Annotated in this window: 15 protein-coding genes; 6 read left to right on the top strand and 9 right to left on the bottom strand. The window is 58.2% G+C overall.

All coding sequences use genetic code 11. From position 1 onward, the window contains the following. Window position 1: 1 nt before the first annotated feature. Genes AC2FGB_RS16245 through AC2FGB_RS16230 form a run of 4 tightly spaced genes read right to left on the bottom strand, consistent with a single transcriptional unit; the run spans window position 2 to window position 7,023 of the window. Entirely contained in the window at window positions 2-2,050 is a 2,049-nt protein-coding gene (locus AC2FGB_RS16245) for a hydroxysqualene dehydroxylase (RefSeq protein WP_496694288.1), read from the bottom strand. Next, complete coding sequence (locus AC2FGB_RS16240) at window positions 2,043-2,870, bottom strand: DUF3237 domain-containing protein (RefSeq protein ID WP_496694289.1); 828 nt, start codon at window positions 2,868-2,870, stop codon at window positions 2,043-2,045. Before AC2FGB_RS16240 ends, AC2FGB_RS16245 begins: the two co-directional genes overlap by 8 nt. Window positions 2,871-2,884: 14 nt before the next feature. Further along, window positions 2,885-3,766, bottom strand: a complete 882-nt coding sequence (locus tag AC2FGB_RS16235; RefSeq protein ID WP_496694290.1) for an encapsulin — start codon at window positions 3,764-3,766, stop codon at window positions 2,885-2,887. Window positions 3,767-3,819: 53 nt separating this feature from the next. Further along, window positions 3,820-7,023 carry an adenylate/guanylate cyclase domain-containing protein gene (locus AC2FGB_RS16230; RefSeq protein WP_496694291.1) on the bottom strand — a complete coding sequence of 1,068 codons (3,204 nt, stop codon included), beginning with the start codon at window positions 7,021-7,023 and terminating at the stop codon, window positions 3,820-3,822. 448 nt (window positions 7,024-7,471) lie between these two features. Here AC2FGB_RS16230 and AC2FGB_RS16225 point away from each other — a divergent pair, with 448 nt between their 5' ends. The 6 genes from AC2FGB_RS16225 (at window position 7,472) to AC2FGB_RS16200 (ending at window position 11,882) form a co-directional block, all read left to right on the top strand. Beyond that, entirely contained in the window at window positions 7,472-7,906 is a 435-nt protein-coding gene (locus AC2FGB_RS16225) for a hypothetical protein (RefSeq protein WP_496694292.1), read from the top strand. After that, complete coding sequence (locus AC2FGB_RS16220) at window positions 7,903-8,568, top strand: MotA/TolQ/ExbB proton channel family protein (RefSeq protein ID WP_496694293.1); 666 nt, start codon at window positions 7,903-7,905, stop codon at window positions 8,566-8,568. The genes AC2FGB_RS16225 and AC2FGB_RS16220 overlap by 4 nt, the downstream gene beginning before the upstream one ends. Beyond that, on the top strand, window positions 8,561-8,926 hold the full coding sequence (locus AC2FGB_RS16215; protein ID WP_496694294.1) for a biopolymer transporter ExbD: 366 nt from the start codon (window positions 8,561-8,563) through the stop codon (window positions 8,924-8,926). The genes AC2FGB_RS16220 and AC2FGB_RS16215 overlap by 8 nt, the downstream gene beginning before the upstream one ends. Window positions 8,927-8,930: 4 nt before the next feature. Beyond that, window positions 8,931-9,308 (top strand): ExbD/TolR family protein, encoded by a 378-nt coding sequence (locus AC2FGB_RS16210; protein WP_496694295.1) that lies wholly within the window; start codon window positions 8,931-8,933, stop codon window positions 9,306-9,308. Then, window positions 9,305-10,432: an energy transducer TonB family protein gene (locus AC2FGB_RS16205; protein ID WP_496694296.1), complete on the top strand. Its 1,128-nt coding sequence runs from the start codon at window positions 9,305-9,307 to the stop codon at window positions 10,430-10,432. The genes AC2FGB_RS16210 and AC2FGB_RS16205 overlap by 4 nt, the downstream gene beginning before the upstream one ends. 442 nt (window positions 10,433-10,874) lie before the next feature. Further along, complete coding sequence (locus AC2FGB_RS16200) at window positions 10,875-11,882, top strand: porin (protein ID WP_142638522.1); 1,008 nt, start codon at window positions 10,875-10,877, stop codon at window positions 11,880-11,882. A gap of 60 nt (window positions 11,883-11,942) precedes the next feature. On the opposite strand, the gene AC2FGB_RS16195 is transcribed toward AC2FGB_RS16200, so the two are convergent. Genes AC2FGB_RS16195 through AC2FGB_RS16175 form a run of 5 tightly spaced genes read right to left on the bottom strand, consistent with a single transcriptional unit; the run spans window position 11,943 to window position 16,149 of the window. Further along, window positions 11,943-12,485, bottom strand: coding sequence for a DUF3833 domain-containing protein (locus AC2FGB_RS16195; RefSeq protein ID WP_496694297.1), 543 nt, complete (start codon window positions 12,483-12,485; stop codon window positions 11,943-11,945). Beyond that, window positions 12,482-13,099, bottom strand: a complete 618-nt coding sequence (locus AC2FGB_RS16190) for a DUF3833 domain-containing protein (protein WP_281995739.1) — start codon at window positions 13,097-13,099, stop codon at window positions 12,482-12,484. The genes AC2FGB_RS16195 and AC2FGB_RS16190 overlap by 4 nt, the downstream gene beginning before the upstream one ends. Next, entirely contained in the window at window positions 13,096-14,319 is a 1,224-nt protein-coding gene (locus tag AC2FGB_RS16185) for an MFS transporter (protein ID WP_142638528.1), read from the bottom strand. Before AC2FGB_RS16185 ends, AC2FGB_RS16190 begins: the two co-directional genes overlap by 4 nt. Continuing rightward, a complete protein-coding gene (locus AC2FGB_RS16180) occupies window positions 14,319-14,864 on the bottom strand; it encodes a hypothetical protein (protein ID WP_496694298.1) in 546 nt (181 codons plus the stop codon). Before AC2FGB_RS16180 ends, AC2FGB_RS16185 begins: the two co-directional genes overlap by 1 nt. Beyond that, on the bottom strand, window positions 14,815-16,149 hold the full coding sequence (locus AC2FGB_RS16175; RefSeq protein WP_496694299.1) for an NAD(P)/FAD-dependent oxidoreductase: 1,335 nt from the start codon (window positions 16,147-16,149) through the stop codon (window positions 14,815-14,817). The genes AC2FGB_RS16180 and AC2FGB_RS16175 overlap by 50 nt, the downstream gene beginning before the upstream one ends. Between the last annotated feature and the right edge of the window lie 39 nt (window positions 16,150-16,188).

Here is a 16,188-nt window from a genome sequence, read left to right as displayed (position 1 = left end):
GTCAGCCCTTCTGTGTGATGATGACTTTGCGACCGGACATGTCGGTTGGCGGTGTGGTCGCCTCGACAATGCCGATCGCCAGATCTTCAGCAAAGTCCGCGCCGGGGATCGGTGTGTCCCGGCCCGGTAGATGCGCGGCCATCAGATTATAAAGCTCTGGAGGTGCCGCGACCATGCGCAACGCGTCCGAGATCGCAGGGTCTTCGACAATTCCGCCGGGCTTGGAGTATTCGGCCGTCAGCGGACCAATCGCGGCCAGCGGTCCTTGCCCACCACGTTTGGTGCCGGTGGCGTCTTGTCCCATGCGCAAAGCGGCCTCGACAGCTATGGCAAAGCGTTCATCCCAGGGCTCACCCGCCTGATATCGGGCATAGTCATAGGCCCGCAGGGGTTGCAGGATGTCGGGCTCATGCAGATCCCAGATTTCACAGGGCTGCGCCTCAGAACCACTGCGCCGCAGGATGGCATTGACGGCTCTTCGGGCAGCCTCATTTGCGCCTTCCATGGTGGCCAGGTCGGTGTTGGTCCGGACGTAGTCGGACGCAAGCATAAAGTTCGGAATCAGCGTCGCCGCTTCGGGCCGCAGCCGCCAGCTGTTAATGCGGTTTACCAACAGCGGTTCGACATTGCTTTCTCGGGCAGGATGATCGGGGTCCTCAACGATGTCGGGATCCAGGAACCAATAGTGCAGTTCTTCATCCCTGAGGACGATGTTGCCATCAACGTTCAGGCTGCGTTTGAGCTGTTCCCAGACCTCTTTGGCGATTTCTTCACGAGAGCTGTCGCGCGCGGTTTTTCCGTTTGTGCCCGGCTTGTCCCATTCGGAAATATCGACCGAGAGCAATCCCTTGGTCTTACCGTCGGCCCAGTTTTCAAAATCTATCTGGGACCAGAATTGTTTTTGCGAAACAGCCGTCAGCGCCCAAGGGCTGTCGATAAAGATCACATGGCCATGGGCCAGTTCAACATCCTTGGTCAGGTAAAACTGGATGCCATTCATCCACTGCACGTCTTCGGCAAGCAATGGCAGCTTGGCCAGACCCGGATCTACCTTTGTCATGGCCGGCGTCACCAAAGGTGCAATGCGTTCAATGGGCAGGGCGCTGATGAACCAGTCGCCGGTGACCTGCTTTTGCGTGCCGTCCTGTTCAACGGTGGCGCTGGCAATTCGGCCGTTTCGGCATTCAATCCCGGTGACCTTGGAATCGAAATGGTACACCACACCCCGGCTTTTCAGATATTCCAACCAAGGCTGAATCCAGACCAAGTTGGTCGGCCCGTTCAGCAGCCTGTTGCTGGTCGCCTCGGGTGTTGCGATCCCAAGCTGCAGTTGAATGGCGACATCGCCGACGGTCTTGGTGCTTGCGGTTGTCGCTTTGGCCGCCACCAGTGACCGGGTCAGGCCGATTGCCAGAAACTTCTGATAGGCTTCGGACCGCTCCGCGGCGCCGATGAATTCCCACCAGCCGATACGTTCATACTCATCGAACCGGCGCTCTTTGCACGAGGTCGCAATGCGCCACATGCAACCAATGAAATGTTCGATATCCTCAAAGTCGATTTCGTTGCGCGGCGAGATTGTATAGGCAAAGGTCTTGAGCGCATTGGCGACCTCTTTTAGCGATTGTGGAAACCGCTCGGGTACGATGATACCGGGGTGGTCGAACTGGCTGACCAATACCTGGGTTGTCGGAACCAGATTGTCGTAGCAGGTGCCCTTGTCATAATAGGGCGTGCGCGACATCGTATTGGTGATGTGCCGGTAGAAGTTAGGGAAGAACCGGAACCCATGTTCACCGGGCAACCAGGGGCGTTTGACACCGGGTGGCAGGTCATAGCCGTGCATCCCGATCCAGTCTTTCAGCGCTCTGATATGTTCCTCTTTCGAACCGTGATCGTCTTCGCCTTCAAGCACCGGAATGCTGCGGGCCTTGCCGCCGGCGATAAGCTGGCGCTCGTAGACTTCGACTTCGAAACCCCGTTCGATCAGCTCATGCGCGGCGCTCATCCCGCCGACGCCCCCGCCTAATATGACCACCTTTTCAGCCATCGGATGTTCCTTTCGCGGAATAGACGTCAAACCGCAGGGTGATGTCGGACAGGCTGGCCTCTCCGATTCCGAAACCCTGCAGACGGTTGATCCACGTATAACGCGGATTCGAGGTCAGATACCGGGGTGCCAGCCGAACCGGCGCGCTGGGTGGCAGCTTGCCCTTGGCAAGAGCGGCATAGCCATCCTCACCGAAATCGCAGATCCCGGTATCGTCGAACATGACCGGGGCACCGCCGGTTGTCGGGTTGATCAGCGCCTTGGCATGCAGAATACCCACGCCATCAGGGCGCACGCGCATCCAGTCTCCGCCCACCGGCTCGATCGTTCCGTTCAGGTTCGGGCCGGTCACGGTGCCGCCTTCTTTGATCGCAAAATGCAGCCATATGCCATCGGGAGTTTCACCCGATGGGTTGAAGTTGCCCGAAAACGGCACCTCAAAATGGGCGATATGATCCAGCACCGGGCTGGATGTCTCGTGTTTTGGCGCGCGATCTTCTGGTTTCGGCGCGACCGCGTTTCCGGGGTCATAATCGCGCCCGCCCGAGGTCAGAACCGGCCGCCAGGTCATCTGTTTTCCCACAGCGGGAACCGGAAGGGCCGCTGCAAATTGCTGCAACCCCGTTTGTGGATCCTGACCCAGTGGCCACCCACGGACAGCCCGTTCAGGTCCGCCCCCTTCGCGATAGAACAGGCGCAGCGTGTCATGCGGAGATATCGCAGGCCCGGCCTCAACCAGAACCCGCTGTACCCCGGTGGCTGCCTGAAAGGCGGCCTCGGACCAGCGCAGGGTGACCCCGCCGTCGCTGAATTCCCGCATACCCATCGCGCCGGTCAGCACGTGATGGTCGAGATAGCCTGAGCTTCTTTGATCCTGAGGCGGAATTTCTGCTGAACGCGGAAGATATGATCGCCATCTGCCGAGGTCTGCAGATATTTGACAGCAATGTCAGAAGGCACAACAATCTCAACCGGTGCGCCCTGCAAAGACACCAGCACGGCCTTGTTCACCGGAAATGCGCCAGACCGCAGCAGCGGCCCGTCCAGAAATGGCAGAATGCTGTCGCGGGGCAAGACCATTGAGTTTTCCATCGGTGTCGTGACCGCCTGGAACAGGCCGTTACCCATCACACAGGCATAGGGTCCAAGATGACCCAGGGATTCCAGTTGACTGATACCCGCAACCACGGCCTCGAAAACCTCGGGGCCGGTAGGCTTTTTCTTGGAACCGCCGGAAATGGGTTGTGCCCCCCCCGCTTCCAGCAGGCCTTCGTATTTTCCACCACCGCTTACGGTATAAACCGGGGGCAGCGTGACGGGTGCGCCGGGCGCGGGTTGGGGGCCTTCACCGGTGCCGGCCTGACCGTTAAAAATGATCTCATCCTCGACCCGTGCGACAATGGCAGCCGCCCGGCGGAACATGATCAGCGCGGCGGCCAGTTCGGGATCTGCAAGTTGTGCGCCTTTGACATGGACGTTCACGGACACTGTCGACAGCCGCGTCGTATCAAAATCATTCACGCCAAAGCGCATCTTTGGACCGGTCGCTTCGGGAACCAGTTCAAGCTTGTTCAGAGGAACCGATTGGGTATCAGCCGGTAGCGGGCCGTAGAGCGGCAGAAAACTGGCAGCAATACGCGCGCGCAACGCTTCATCGTGGACGGCCTTGTTCACAGCGTCCCACTGCTGCTGGTCCAATTCAAGTGCTTCGGTCATCGTCTCCCCCTTCTGGATGGCACTGCGCGGTTAAATCTGGCAGCTATCTAATTTCATAACGTTTTAGCAAATTTGTTCAGGCAATCCAGAGCGCGTTTCTCTTGAACAACTGCCCCGATGTCACGTGCAAGCTGCAGGGCTTGATTTGCCTCAGTGACAGCTTGGTCAAGGTCGCCACGGGCGGCCAATGCTTTGGCGCGCACACGGTGATATTCCGGCTTGTTCAACATCTCTCCACGCTCCCACCCGGGCGTGCAAACATGTTCAAGCCGGTTCAGGGCATCCTCGATATGACCCTGATCGATCAACAGCTCGGACAGGACAATCTGGTTTTGCGGGAAGGTAAAGTTGCCGCCAGCCTGGGACACAAGGTCCATATAGGTCCCGACACGAGCAGCCCCCCCGATCACGTCACCTTTGCCCGCCTGAGCCAGACCCAGATAGATATCCTGCATTGCGTGAAGATACAGGAACCCTTCTTCGTCCGCGATCCGACGCGCTTCGTTCATCGTATCGTCCAGCAAGTCCCATTCGCCCGCATACGGAAGGAACATCGACGATGCGCCCATAATGTAGACAAGGTTGGGGGCGTGTTCGAACGGCTTGCTGATTTCGATCGACTTCAGGCGGGCCTCTTCGGCCTCGTCGAATTTGCCAAGCTGCCACAGAAGACAGCCCTGAATGGCAAAGAACGACGCGCTGGTCGAGGACTGGGTCATCGGCATCATGGCCATGTCAAGCTCGGGCGTGATCAGGGCAAGGCCCCGTTCAAGCTGTCTTTCGCAATCGGCGAACTCGCCGCGGAAATAATGAGTATAGCTGAGCGCCCGAGCAGCAAGGACGTTTGTAACCGGATCCGGTGCAAGGCTGGCCATGCCGTCAAGGGCCTGCGCCATCTCAAGTGCGCGGTTCATCTGGCCCGACACAAAGAAATGCGTCCATCGGCAGAAGGTCGCGGCAAACAGGGTTTCGCCCGCACCCAGCGCCTGTGCAAGATGCATCGCACGGGCTGCGGTCTGCCCAACCTGTGTGGATGACCAACCGTGTATCGCCATGAACGCAGGCAACACATTCATCTGGACGCCAAGCTCTACTCCATCTCGTTCGGGACCGCCGGGCATCGTTTCGATATTGCGCAATGCGGCCTGAAAAGCGGCAATCGCCGGTAGGTTCGCAAGGCGGCTGAGGGCCTGTTCACCCGCCAGAACCCAGTGGGTAACAGCCTCGCCCTTAAGACCGCCTAGATCGCAGTGATGCGCCACGGTATCCGGTGTCGGGTTACCAAAAGCCTTGTGACCGGCCAGCAATTCTTTGGCGATTTTCAGGTGAATCTGTTCCCTGTCTTCAAGTAAAAGCGACTGGTACGCTGTGTCCTGCACCAGCGCATGGTGGAACGTGTAAGTCGGCGCCCCGGCTTCGCTGGTGATGGATACCAGACCTGCACCGATCAGTTGGATCAATGCCGATTCCACATCCGTTTCCTTGGGCGCTACCGCATGGATCATCGCCGACGTGAAGCTGCGGCCAATCACGGATCCCAACTGCGCTACAGGTCGCGCATTTTCCATCCGGTCCAGCCGCGACATCAGCGAGTCATGAAGAGTTGCGGGGATACTGAGGGTTCCCATTACCCCGGCGTCGATGGGCACGTCCTGCGGCAGTTGATCCAGAACCGCCTTGGTCATTTCCTCGATATAAAGCGGTACACCATCGGCTTTTTCGACAATCTGTCTGACCAAAGTGACCGGCAGGCTGCGCGGTACGGCAACACGGCGCACCAGTTCAGACGCTTCGAGAACCGAAAGAGGTGTCAATTCGACGATTGACGCGCGGCCTTCAAAATGTTCCGGAGGCTCGTATTCAGGGCGGTGCGTCAGAACCACAAGGATGGGCAACTGATCCAAGGCGTCGATCAGCGCGTCCAAGGCATCCAGCGTGGTTGCGTCCGCCCAGTGCACATCTTCGAATACCAACAGCAATGACCCGCGTTCATCGCAGATGCTCCCGGCACAGCGGATCAGCAAATCCAAAGATTTGCGGGCTTTCTTGATCGGATCGGGTTCGACCGGAGCGTCAGTTTCAAACCCGGCCAAATCCAATAGCAGCGCAGCATCTTCTTCGGTCAAACGAGAGGCGTTTTTCGCGTATTCCCTGATCGACTCGGTTACCTTGTCGGTATCAGTCTCATCCCCTGCAAACCGCCGAAGCTCGGCACGCAGCGGGTGCAGGGGCAAACTGGCAAGATGCGGGACACATTGCAGGGTCATAGGCCTTTGTCCCAGCGTTTTGCTGAGGGAATTGATCAGCCGCGATTTCCCGATACCGGCCGGGCCACCAACCAGCGCAACCTGACCCGATCCGCGCAGCACATGATCCCAAAGCCCTGTCAGGCCGGTCAGGTCGTCTTCGCGGGCAACCAATTTGACCGTCGACTTGCCGGTGCGTGCGTCGAACCGGCTGGCGGCGATCTTTTCGTCAATAACGCGGAAGACCGAGCGCTCACCATCAAATCCCTTCAATTCGTGATTGCCGCGCGGTTCAAAGTTAAAGGCCCCTTTTGTCAGGCGCCATGTCTCGGACGAGACGACAACTTCACCGGGATTGGCCAATCCCTGAAGGCGTGAGGCAAGGTTGGCCGTTTCGCCAACAATGAAATCCTGTGTTCCCAGGCTGGCAGAGGAAACAACCCCGACAACGACAACTCCGGTTGCGATTCCCGCGCGCAGGTCCAGGTTTTCACCGAACTTGTTTTCCAGATTCTGAACCGCTTCGATGGTTTCCAAAACTGCACGCACCGCGCGCTCGGTATCATCTTCAGTGGCTTTCGGATATCCGAAATACATCATGATGCCATCGCCCTGCTTATAAGCCAGGTGGCATCCGTGTTGTTTCATCGTGCCGATGGCGGTGTCCAGATACAGATTCATGATCTGCATCAGCTCTTCCGGATCATGCCGCTGTGCTAATTGCGTGGACCCGACCAGATCGCAGAATACAAGCGTCAGCTGTCGCCGTTCGGCAACGCGGGACATTGCGGGTCTGTCGGACGCTTCCTGAAGCTTCAGTTGTGCCTGTGTTTGCCGAAAACGTTTCCTTTGACCGACAGTCAAACCCAGATCTCGAAGTTCCGGGTCTGTCAATTCGTCCAATATTACGTCGTCTATCCCTTCTTCGAGAAACCGCGCGCTGAAGTCATGTAGATCGGCGTTTTGCAGAATAGTTGAAAGGCGTGTGGATTTCCCGATGACAGTCGTCATTGATCAGCGCTTGCCCCCTGGTACTTCTTCGGCACATCGTTGCATGCCTCTTTCGCGTCAATATCGCGCCGAATCCAAAAGATTGACGTGGTATCAGACCAATTTGGTAACAAGTGTGGCAGATGTCAGGCCGAATTGCTATGATATTGCGGTCAAGCCTCCCAAATGAATGGTTTTGTTGTCAAATCGGAACCAGCCCGGTGTGGTCGCACCACTCAGACGCAATTTCGGTCGGTCCGAGGTTAATTGGCACCAGGTACAAGGCCTCAGGGGTTCAGGTTAATCCGGCCGGAAACCAGTGGTCTGACCGGATGGCCGTAAATATGCCGGTTGGTCACAAATGCGTCGCGAGCCCTTTCGCGGGCCATAGCTCTTGGATAAAAGAATAACGCGCCAGCACCGAAACGCCGGCCTTCGATGTCTTCATTGAATTACCGGGAGAATACCTGTGACGTCTTTCCGCCTGGCGAAACTCGCGATCCTTTGTCTTGGCATTCCAACCATGTCCCTTGCGCAATCCGCCGAGGACCCAAGCGCTGGGCTGTTGATGGAACTGAACAATTTGCAACAGGTCGATGGCAACTGCCGACTGTCATTTCTGTTGCAAAATCAGACCGGTGCCGAGATTGAGGCCGCCAATTATGAAACCGTGATCTTCAACGCCGAGGGCAATGTTGTCAGCCTGTCGCTGTATAATTTCCGCGATATTCCTGCGGGACGTCTGCGGGTGCGGCAGTTCAGCATCGCGGACATGAGCTGCGGCGATGTTGGCCGGATTCTGATCAACGGATCCAATACATGTACGGTCGAAGGCGCCGAAAGCGATCTTTGCGACGAAGCCCTTACGCTAAACAACCGAACAGATGTGGAGTTTCTCAGATGAGCCCGCTTGATGCTTTGCGTGAAATTGTTGCCCTTGGCGGGCCGGTGGTTGCGGTCCTGATCGCCATGTCGATCGTGACGCTGGCCGTCACGCTGTACAAGCTTTGGCAGTTCACCGTTTCCGGTGTCGGTCGGCACAAGATCCTGTCCCAGGCGCTTGCGGCCTGGGATGCAGGTGACACGCAGGCCGCAAGGGCCAAGCTGGCGGAAAGCCGCAGTTATCTTGCGCCGCTAGTCAGAACTGCCATGGATGCGCCCATCATGCCCGGGCTGGACCAGAGGCTGGATGCCGAGGCCGGGTTGGCCTTGGCGGGCCTTGAACGCGGCTTTCGCCTGCTGGACACCGTGGCACAGCTGGCGCCTCTGCTGGGCCTGTTCGGCACCGTCCTTGGCATGATCGAAGCGTTCCAGAGCCTTCAGACTGCCGGATCGTCGGTTGATCCCTCGCTGCTTGCGGGCGGTATCTGGGTAGCGCTGGTCACCACAGCGGTTGGTCTGGCCGTGGCGATGCCGACCTCGATGGTTCTGTCCTGGTTCGAAAGTCGCACTGCGCGCGAACGGGTTTTTGCCGACAAGGCCTTGAGGACCGTTCTTGTTCCGGGGCGGGGATCGTCAGACTCTGCCCAGGTGGCCGCTGTCCCAACGACAGCAGATCATGCGTAATTCTACACCATTTGTGCGACGGCCAATGTCGATGACGCCGCTCATCGACATCATATTCCTCTTGTTGCTCTTCTTCATGCTGACCTCGACATTCTCGAAATATGCCGAGATCGAATTAAGCAGCGCCACTGGCGGCGCCTCTGCCGACGAAGTTACGGGTCAGCGGGTGTTTCTGCAGCTGGGCTCAGAGCGCCTGATCCTGAACGGCGTTCCGGTCACATTGGACGAGGTGGTCGAGCAGGTGAACACCGGGCAAGTCCTGGTCAGCCTTGACCCCGATACAACCTCGCAAAGGCTGGTCAATCTGCTGGTGCGGCTGCGTGGGCGCGACGGGTTGAGCGTTCTGGTGTTGGAGTGAGGCGATGATCCGCAATCTTCGACCCCGCCGCAAACGCGATTCGACCATTGCTTTGATCAATGTCGTGTTTCTGATGCTGATCTTCTTTTTGATCACCGGAACGATAGCGCCGCCGCTGGATCCGGATCTGCAACTTGTGGATACGTCAGAACTGGATGGCAGTGAGCCTCCCGACGCATTGGTTCTGCACAAGAACGGATTGCTCAGCTTTCGGGGCCGCCCGATGACCCCCGAAGTTTATATGGCCGGTCGCGAACCCGCGCCGGTGCGCATCGTGCCCGACCGTGAAGCACCGGGCCACCGCCTGATTGAGGTGACGGGGACTCTGCGGCGGTTGGGGGCGACGTCGGTCTTTGTAGTGACCGAAAAGGCGCTGGAATGATCAGACGCTCGGTTGTCATTGCGGCTATTGCGGTCCTGATGTCCCTGTTAATTCACTTAGTCGGGTTGAGCGTGACGGCGCCCCGTCTGACTGAAACCACGGAACCTGCAGGCCCGGCCGATGCCATCGCGCTGGGCAATGAGTTCGAAGAGATTGCCGATGTCGTTGCGGACCCGGTTGAGCCCGAGCCTGCCCCCGAATCCGAACTGGAACCGGAAGAGCCGCTGGCGCCCGAACCGGAACCCGAAGAAGTGCCGGTCAGCGAAGCATTGGTCGCCTCTGATAACCCTCAGCAGGTCCCTTCACCCGATCTGGGCAAGTCCGAAATCGTGCGCCCGGTGGTGACGGAAACGGTTGAGCCGTCGGAAACCACGTCTGAGACACCTTCGGACGCAAATGAAGCCGCCAGCCAGGACGAAGATTCCACGCCTCAGGCCGAACCCAGTGAGCAGGCCGAAACACCCGAAGGAGTGCCCGAGGCCAGCCCGGTGCAAGCCGAAGAACAGGCAGCGGTTGACCCGGCCCCGGCTGAAGTTCCCACGCCCGAGCCATCGCCGGTTCCCGACATACCGCTGATAGCTGACATTCCCGACGTCGATATCCCACTTGTCGAGCCCGAACCCGAACCTGAGGCGGAGGAAGAGACAGAGACGGCACTGACCTCTTCGGTGCGTCCGAAGCTACCGGATCAACGGCCTAGTTCCAAACCGCAGGGCGTCTTGCCGGGCTCCAACGATTTCAGTGATCTGCGGTTCCCTGAGAAAGAAGTCGAATCCCCGCTGTCGCAGTACAAACGCGCGGGAATTGACCCGTTCACACGCGGCAACACCAGTGCAGGTTCAGGGGGAAGGGGGCCAGGCAATTCCACCAAAACCAACTATGCTGGCCGTGTGCTCATGCATCTGAACCGGGCGCCTTTGGTCTATGTTTCGGCACGCGGTTTCGCTCAAGTCTTTTTTCAGATCAACCCGGATGGCACCTTGGCCTTTGTCGATGTGGTCGACAGCTCTGGATCCCCCGAAGTCGACCGCGCTGCCAAGGCGCAGGTTCGTGCGGCGTCACCTTTCCCGTTGCCCCCTGGCGGTGTCAGCCGCAGCCTGTCATTTTTCTATAACAGCAACTAGCATATGGTGCCGTAGCAGGATCGCATCCGACCCGAAGCGCGGCTGGGCATTATGCTGTGTGACTGGGCGTGCTCTTGGGCGTGGCAATTCCCGGAATGCGGACTCTCAGATTGCGACTCACCTGAAATTGGGCTGCAGTCACAACAGGGGTAGGGACCGAGAATCCCTGAATCATGCGACCTGTCAATAATTCCCGGTTTAAAGAGGTGGTCTGGCTTTTTTGCGTTCAAATTTTTGTAACGTTTCCAATGAGCGAACAAAGTGCTCGAAAAGCTTGAATATCTACGCCCTGCGGCCTTTTTGCCCGGTGCAAAGTGGCAACACCGTTGCAGGCAGAGGGCGTGGAAAATCCCGTCTCGCTATTGTGCCCATGTTGAAATTATTCGACGAATTTAGCCGCCGCTTCGGTGGCACTACTCCTCTCAAAACTTATGGATTAACCATGAAAAACGTACTCATCGCATCGACCGCGCTGATTGCAACCGCCAGTGTTGCTGCCGCGGAAGTCAAATTCAGCGGCTATGGCCGCTTTGGTCTGGGCTATGAAGAAGACCGTTCAGCAACCACCACCACAACGACCGCGTCTGGTGCGGTCAATTCGAACAACGCCTCGACCGACGATACCATTTTGGTGTCGCGTTTTCGTCTGAACATCGACGCCAGTGCCGAAACAGATGGCGGCGTTGAATTCCAGGGCCGTGTTCGTCTGCAGGCGGATGACGATTCAAGCACCGGCGAGCAGAACGAAGCTGGCCTGAATGGCGCCCGTTTCTCGGTTATCTATGGCGGCCTGCGTGTTGACGCCGGTAACGTTTCGGGTTCGTTCGACAACCTGGATGACTACTTCGGTACCGAGCCGGGCCTGGAAGAATTCCTGGGTCAGTATTCGGGCGTGAACTATTCCTTCCTAGAATACAGCTCAACCGGCACGGGCGCGAATGCTGTGTTCTTCCGCTACACCGTTGGCGATCTGGCATTCTCGGCATCCTATGACCAGGACACGAAATTCCTGGGCGCAGGCATCACTGACGACCGTGATCGCTGGGACGTAAGCGCAACTTACACCTTCAACAACTTCACCGCCTCGCTGGCATATGGTGAAACTGATGAAGGCGCAGGCGTTGACAAGGAAAGCCTGACTGTTCTGACCCTGGGTGCAGAACTGGGCGATTTCTACGGCACCCTGTTCGTGGCTGACGATGACGTCAACAACGACGCCGAAGACGGCACCGCTTATGGTTTCTCGGTCGCCTATGATCTGGGTGCGGCAACCACGCTGCAGCTGGTTTACGGTGACGGTTCGGCTGACGACGACACCCGCAACATCGGTGTTGGCGCCATCTATGACCTGGGCGGCGGTGTATCGCTGCGTGGTGCAGTTGGCGAGATCAAAGACGGCGATGACGACGGCAAGATCCGTGCCGACTTTGGTGCTCAGTTCAACTTCTAAGCTGATCTGAACCATATTGATCTAAGGGCGGGCCTTCGGGTCCGCCCTTTTTCTGTCTGACTATTTCTTTTCAAAGAACAAAATGACTTCACCCAGCCGGATGCCATAGCGCGAGACATAGGCCCGGTTCAGCAGCCGGTCATCGCTCAGCAGCCACATCCAGTCATCGAAATCGACCCGCATGGTCCCATCCTTGACGGGCAGGTCGATCTTGTAGATCCAGTTGAAGGTATCGCCACGCTCGATCCCGCTGGCGGTGCCCAGCACGCCGGGGGCTGTGCCGGTCCAGGTATCCTCGCCGGTTTTGGTCAGGGTCCAGACGCGCTGCTCGGTTGCGCCGTCGTCATAAACGAAATCCTCGATCAGGGTCAGCGTCTCGCCATCCCATGTACCATTGATATCAACAGTGAACCGGCGTGGCACATTGCCCAGAACATCCTGAAATTGACCATAGGCCACAGTCTGACCCTCAAAGAACTCTTCCAGGTTCAACTGCCGATCGGACAAAAAGGTCTTGGGGGTTCGGGGTTTCGCGGAGCAGGCAGCCAGAACGGTCAGCCCCAGAACAGCAAGGCCCGCGATGACAAGACGACGTGGTTTCATTGCAGCACCCGTGTTTCAGCGGCGGTGTCATGGCCATTCGCCCGGTCCAGATAGGTCGATTTGGTGGAGGGCGCCGGGCGCATGGTTGCTATCAGCTCGGCGACTTTGATGCCGAACTTTCGCATCTCGGACCGGTTCATGATCACGCCACTTTCCGTCAGGTACATCCAGTCGGTTACGTCCAGCGTGTGTCCCCCTGCGTCCTCGGGCAGGATGATCTTGTAGGTCAGCTTTACGGTCGAGCCCGAGACCGTGCCGCGCCCTTCGCCCACGATGTCATCTGCTGTCGCGATGAATGTGTTTCCTGTGCCCAGAGTCAGATACCATTTGCGGGCCATCTTCTTGCCGTTGGAATAGGTGAAATTCTCGGTCAGAGTGCCTGTGTTGCCGTCCCATTCCCCGACCATACGGGCGACAAAGCTGTTCGACATCTTACCGTCGGGGCCATAGATCAGCCCTTCGGACAGGATCTCCCCGTTCAGGTTTTCCGTCATCTTAAACGCGGGGCCGGTGCCGCTGTAATCCTCAGGCGATTGGGCCCGAAAGCTGAGATAGCGCCCTTTTGCGATGGACAGGGCGAAGATGATGAGCAGGGCTATAGCAAGTAGTTTCATTTGGCTGAGACCTCAGTTGGCAGCGTCAGGACCATTCCAAACGCGCCGAGTTTCAGGATGCAGGGCAAAATGGCATAGGCGAGGTTGAGCGTTCGCAGCGCCTCGGCTGAATTTGCCTGTCCCGGAGTGAATCCGCTGCGTTCCAGCAATGGAAGGGTGAAAAAGGCCGCCAGGGCCAGCCCCAGCTTGCCCGCGAATGACCAGATGCCGAATGCGGCGGATGCGTTCAGACCTGCGCGTGTCAGAGCGACCGAGAACATGGCCGGCAGCACCACCATATCCGCCCCAAGTGCGGCGCCCGATGCAATGCAGATCAGGGCGAACCCGGCTAGGCTGCCGGTTGACAGCGTCGCGGCGCTGACAAAGGCCGCAATCGACAGCGGCATGGCGATCATTAGGGTCTGTTTCGGGCCAATCCGATTGCTGAGCCGCGCCCAAAGGGGCACGCTTGCCCCCGCGCTGAGGAAGAACAAGATCAACAGCGGTCCTGCCATGCCTGGCAGTTGCAGCCGGTCTTCGACAAAAAACAGAAACAGAGTCGAGGTGATGGCGACCGGCAAGCTGTTGATCAGCGCCAGAACCAGCAGGCGTAAGGCTCCGGCATCGCCCAGCCCTGCAAGGGTCAGGGCCTGTCCGGTGATCGGCGCGCGTCGCCAGATCGGGGCCGTCAGGACAAAGGTCAGAATGGCGATGAGGCCCAAAAACAGCCCGAACGCAGGATAGCCCTGCGCCTGCGCGCCAAAGGCAACAAACAGCGCGGGGGCACTTGCGGCGAGTATCACGCCGGTTAGCTGTCCGCCTTCGCGATAGGCGGCGAGTGTCATCAGCTCGGACGGGGTGGGCGTTTTGGCCAACGTGGCGCTGCGGCCATAGAGCAGGATGGTTCCCAGGCTGTAGGCTGAAAACAGCAGGATAAGGATGGCCACCAAACTGGCAACGGACGCGCCCTCAGACAGAGTGAACAGCAGCGGGAAGCCAACGGCCAGCCCAAGTGCGGCGAGGGCAGCAAACAAAAGCTGGCCACCAGGCCACCGGTCAATCGCCCAGCCAATCAGGGGATCCTGCACAAGGTCAACCAAACGGATCAGCAACAGGACGGCGCCGATCACCCCAAGGCCAATGCCCAGATTGACCGCCGCAAAACGCGGGAGGTGAATGTAAAGCGGGATGCCTGCAGCGGCGAGCATCAACGCATAGAGACTGACCCGGGGATACAGCATCACTGACCCTTCAACTGCCGGGTAAAGTTGGCCGATCTAGTGTTGCTGCCAAGAAAGATCGACATGAATGCGCGCGTGATGCCCGGGCTCGACAAGGTGCAGGTTCTGCTGCCATTGCGCCAGAACCCGATCTTGTCCGGCCCCTCCGAGATTGCCAAATAGCTGTCGCCTTTGCTGACGGCCTGAAAACAGGCCTGCAACTGATCGGCGGTTGGAGGCGGGTTGCCCTGTCGCACCATTTCGTCAAGCGTCGACTTGATCAGAGCCTTCTGCGCGATGGATTTGCGGTATGTCAGTTTCAGTCCGAACTCTTGATTCCAGTCAAACGGTGCGCCGCCGGGCGTATAAAGCCTGGCATCGTAAACCGGCAAACCCAGGAACCGGAACGTAGAGCTGCCCAGGACTTTTGGATCGTCCAACCGTTCAGCCAAAGGTGACGCCGCTAAACCGCAGGGCAGCACCATCGCCAGCGCCAGAATGGCCGGGCGCATCAGCTCAGAGATCGGCCGCAACAGGGATGGCCGCGATCTGTTCGGGGGTGCCATTGTCTGCTCCGATGGTTTGCGGGCCGCCAGCGATCCGCTCGACGACATGCATGGCGCTGGCAATCCCGTCTTCGTGAAACCCGTGCCGGTTATAGGCGCCCGCAAACCAGGTGCGGTTCTGTCCCTGCATCTCGCGGATTTGCCCCTGTGCCCTAAGTGCGGCCTTGTCAAAAACCGGATGGGCGAATTCGACCTGATCATAGATCTTGTCGGCGGCGATCTCGGATGAGGCGTTCAGCGTCACAAACAGCGGGTCACTGTCGGGAATATTCTGCAGCCTGTTCATCCAATAGGTCACCCCGACATTCCCGGCCTGCGAGCGATAGGTCCAGCTGGACCAGCAGGCCCGGCGTTTGGGCATCTGCGACGGATCGCAATGCAGGATGGCCGTGTTGGGCTGATACCGGATCGCGCCAAGCGCGGCTGCTTCGGCTGGGGTGGCATCCTGGCCCAGAATGGCAAGGGATTGATCCGAGTGGGTGGCCAGAATGATCTCATCATACTGATCCGACTGGCCTTGGCTGTGAACGGTCACGCCTATCTCATTGCGCTGAACCCTCTGAACGGGGCTGGCCAGACGTATTTCGGCCCCGCGGGCACGCAGGGTGGCGTCAATCCGGCGGACATATTCAATGCTGCCACCCTTTACCGTGTACCATTGGTGCTGATTGGCGCGGCCATTGGCCAGCAGAGCGTGATTGCGAAAGAACTGCACGAGCGACCGCGCTGGGAATTGATCCACAAATTCAACTGGGGTCGACCAGATCGCACCGCACATGGGCATCAGGTAATTGTGCCGAAACCAGTGCCCCAACTGCAACTGATCAACCAGCTCTCCGATGGTTGTGTCATCGTCCTTGGCTGCGTCCGGGGCCTCTCTGCCAAAACGCAGGATGTCGGCGATCATCTTGTAATAGGCCGGCCGCGCAAGGTTGCGTTTCTGCGCCGTAAGAGTGCGCAGGTTGTTCAGCCCGTATTCGATGCGCCCGTTGTCGATGGTCGCACCAAAGCTCATCTCGGATTTTTCGACAGGCACGTTCAGCGTATCGAACAACCGTGTCAGGTAAGGGTAGGTGGCATAGTTGAAGACGATAAAACCGGTATCGACGGGTTGATCGCCATTTTTGCCCGCCGTGACCGTGCGGGCATGCCCGCCAAGCCTGGGTTCAGCCTCAAAGAGTGTCACGTCATTGTTTTCGGAAAGATAATAAGCTGCTGAAAGGCCTGAAATGCCTGCGCCAACTATGGCGATTTTTTTCCTGCCCCTTTGGGTTTCGTCGAACATGATAGCCTCGTTACGTGACGTTTTGATAAAGAATACGCA

The sequence above is a fragment of the Ruegeria sp. CDSC021 genome, assembly GCF_059610845.1.
Note: the sequence above shows the minus strand (reverse complement) of the source record. Positions and strands in the feature narration are given on the sequence as shown.

Coding starts and splice junctions, on each gene's coding strand:
- AC2FGB_RS16240 (WP_496694289.1), bottom strand. CDS start 2,870: ATGCGGGAATTCAGCGACGGCGGGGTCACCCTGCGCTGGTCCGAGGCC.
- AC2FGB_RS16205 (WP_496694296.1), top strand. CDS start 9,305: ATGATCAGACGCTCGGTTGTCATTGCGGCTATTGCGGTCCTGATGTCC.
- AC2FGB_RS16195 (WP_496694297.1), bottom strand. CDS start 12,485: ATGAAACCACGTCGTCTTGTCATCGCGGGCCTTGCTGTTCTGGGGCTG.
- AC2FGB_RS16230 (WP_496694291.1), bottom strand. CDS start 7,023: ATGACGACTGTCATCGGGAAATCCACACGCCTTTCAACTATTCTGCAA.
- AC2FGB_RS16215 (WP_496694294.1), top strand. CDS start 8,561: ATGCGTAATTCTACACCATTTGTGCGACGGCCAATGTCGATGACGCCG.
- AC2FGB_RS16210 (WP_496694295.1), top strand. CDS start 8,931: ATGATCCGCAATCTTCGACCCCGCCGCAAACGCGATTCGACCATTGCT.
- AC2FGB_RS16180 (WP_496694298.1), bottom strand. CDS start 14,864: ATGGCACCCCCGAACAGATCGCGGCCATCCCTGTTGCGGCCGATCTCT.
- AC2FGB_RS16200 (WP_142638522.1), top strand. CDS start 10,875: ATGAAAAACGTACTCATCGCATCGACCGCGCTGATTGCAACCGCCAGT.
- AC2FGB_RS16245 (WP_496694288.1), bottom strand. CDS start 2,050: ATGGCTGAAAAGGTGGTCATATTAGGCGGGGGCGTCGGCGGGATGAGC.
- AC2FGB_RS16235 (WP_496694290.1), bottom strand. CDS start 3,766: ATGACCGAAGCACTTGAATTGGACCAGCAGCAGTGGGACGCTGTGAAC.
- AC2FGB_RS16190 (WP_281995739.1), bottom strand. CDS start 13,099: ATGAAACTACTTGCTATAGCCCTGCTCATCATCTTCGCCCTGTCCATC.
- AC2FGB_RS16185 (WP_142638528.1), bottom strand. CDS start 14,319: ATGCTGTATCCCCGGGTCAGTCTCTATGCGTTGATGCTCGCCGCTGCA.
- AC2FGB_RS16175 (WP_496694299.1), bottom strand. CDS start 16,149: ATGTTCGACGAAACCCAAAGGGGCAGGAAAAAAATCGCCATAGTTGGC.
- AC2FGB_RS16220 (WP_496694293.1), top strand. CDS start 7,903: ATGAGCCCGCTTGATGCTTTGCGTGAAATTGTTGCCCTTGGCGGGCCG.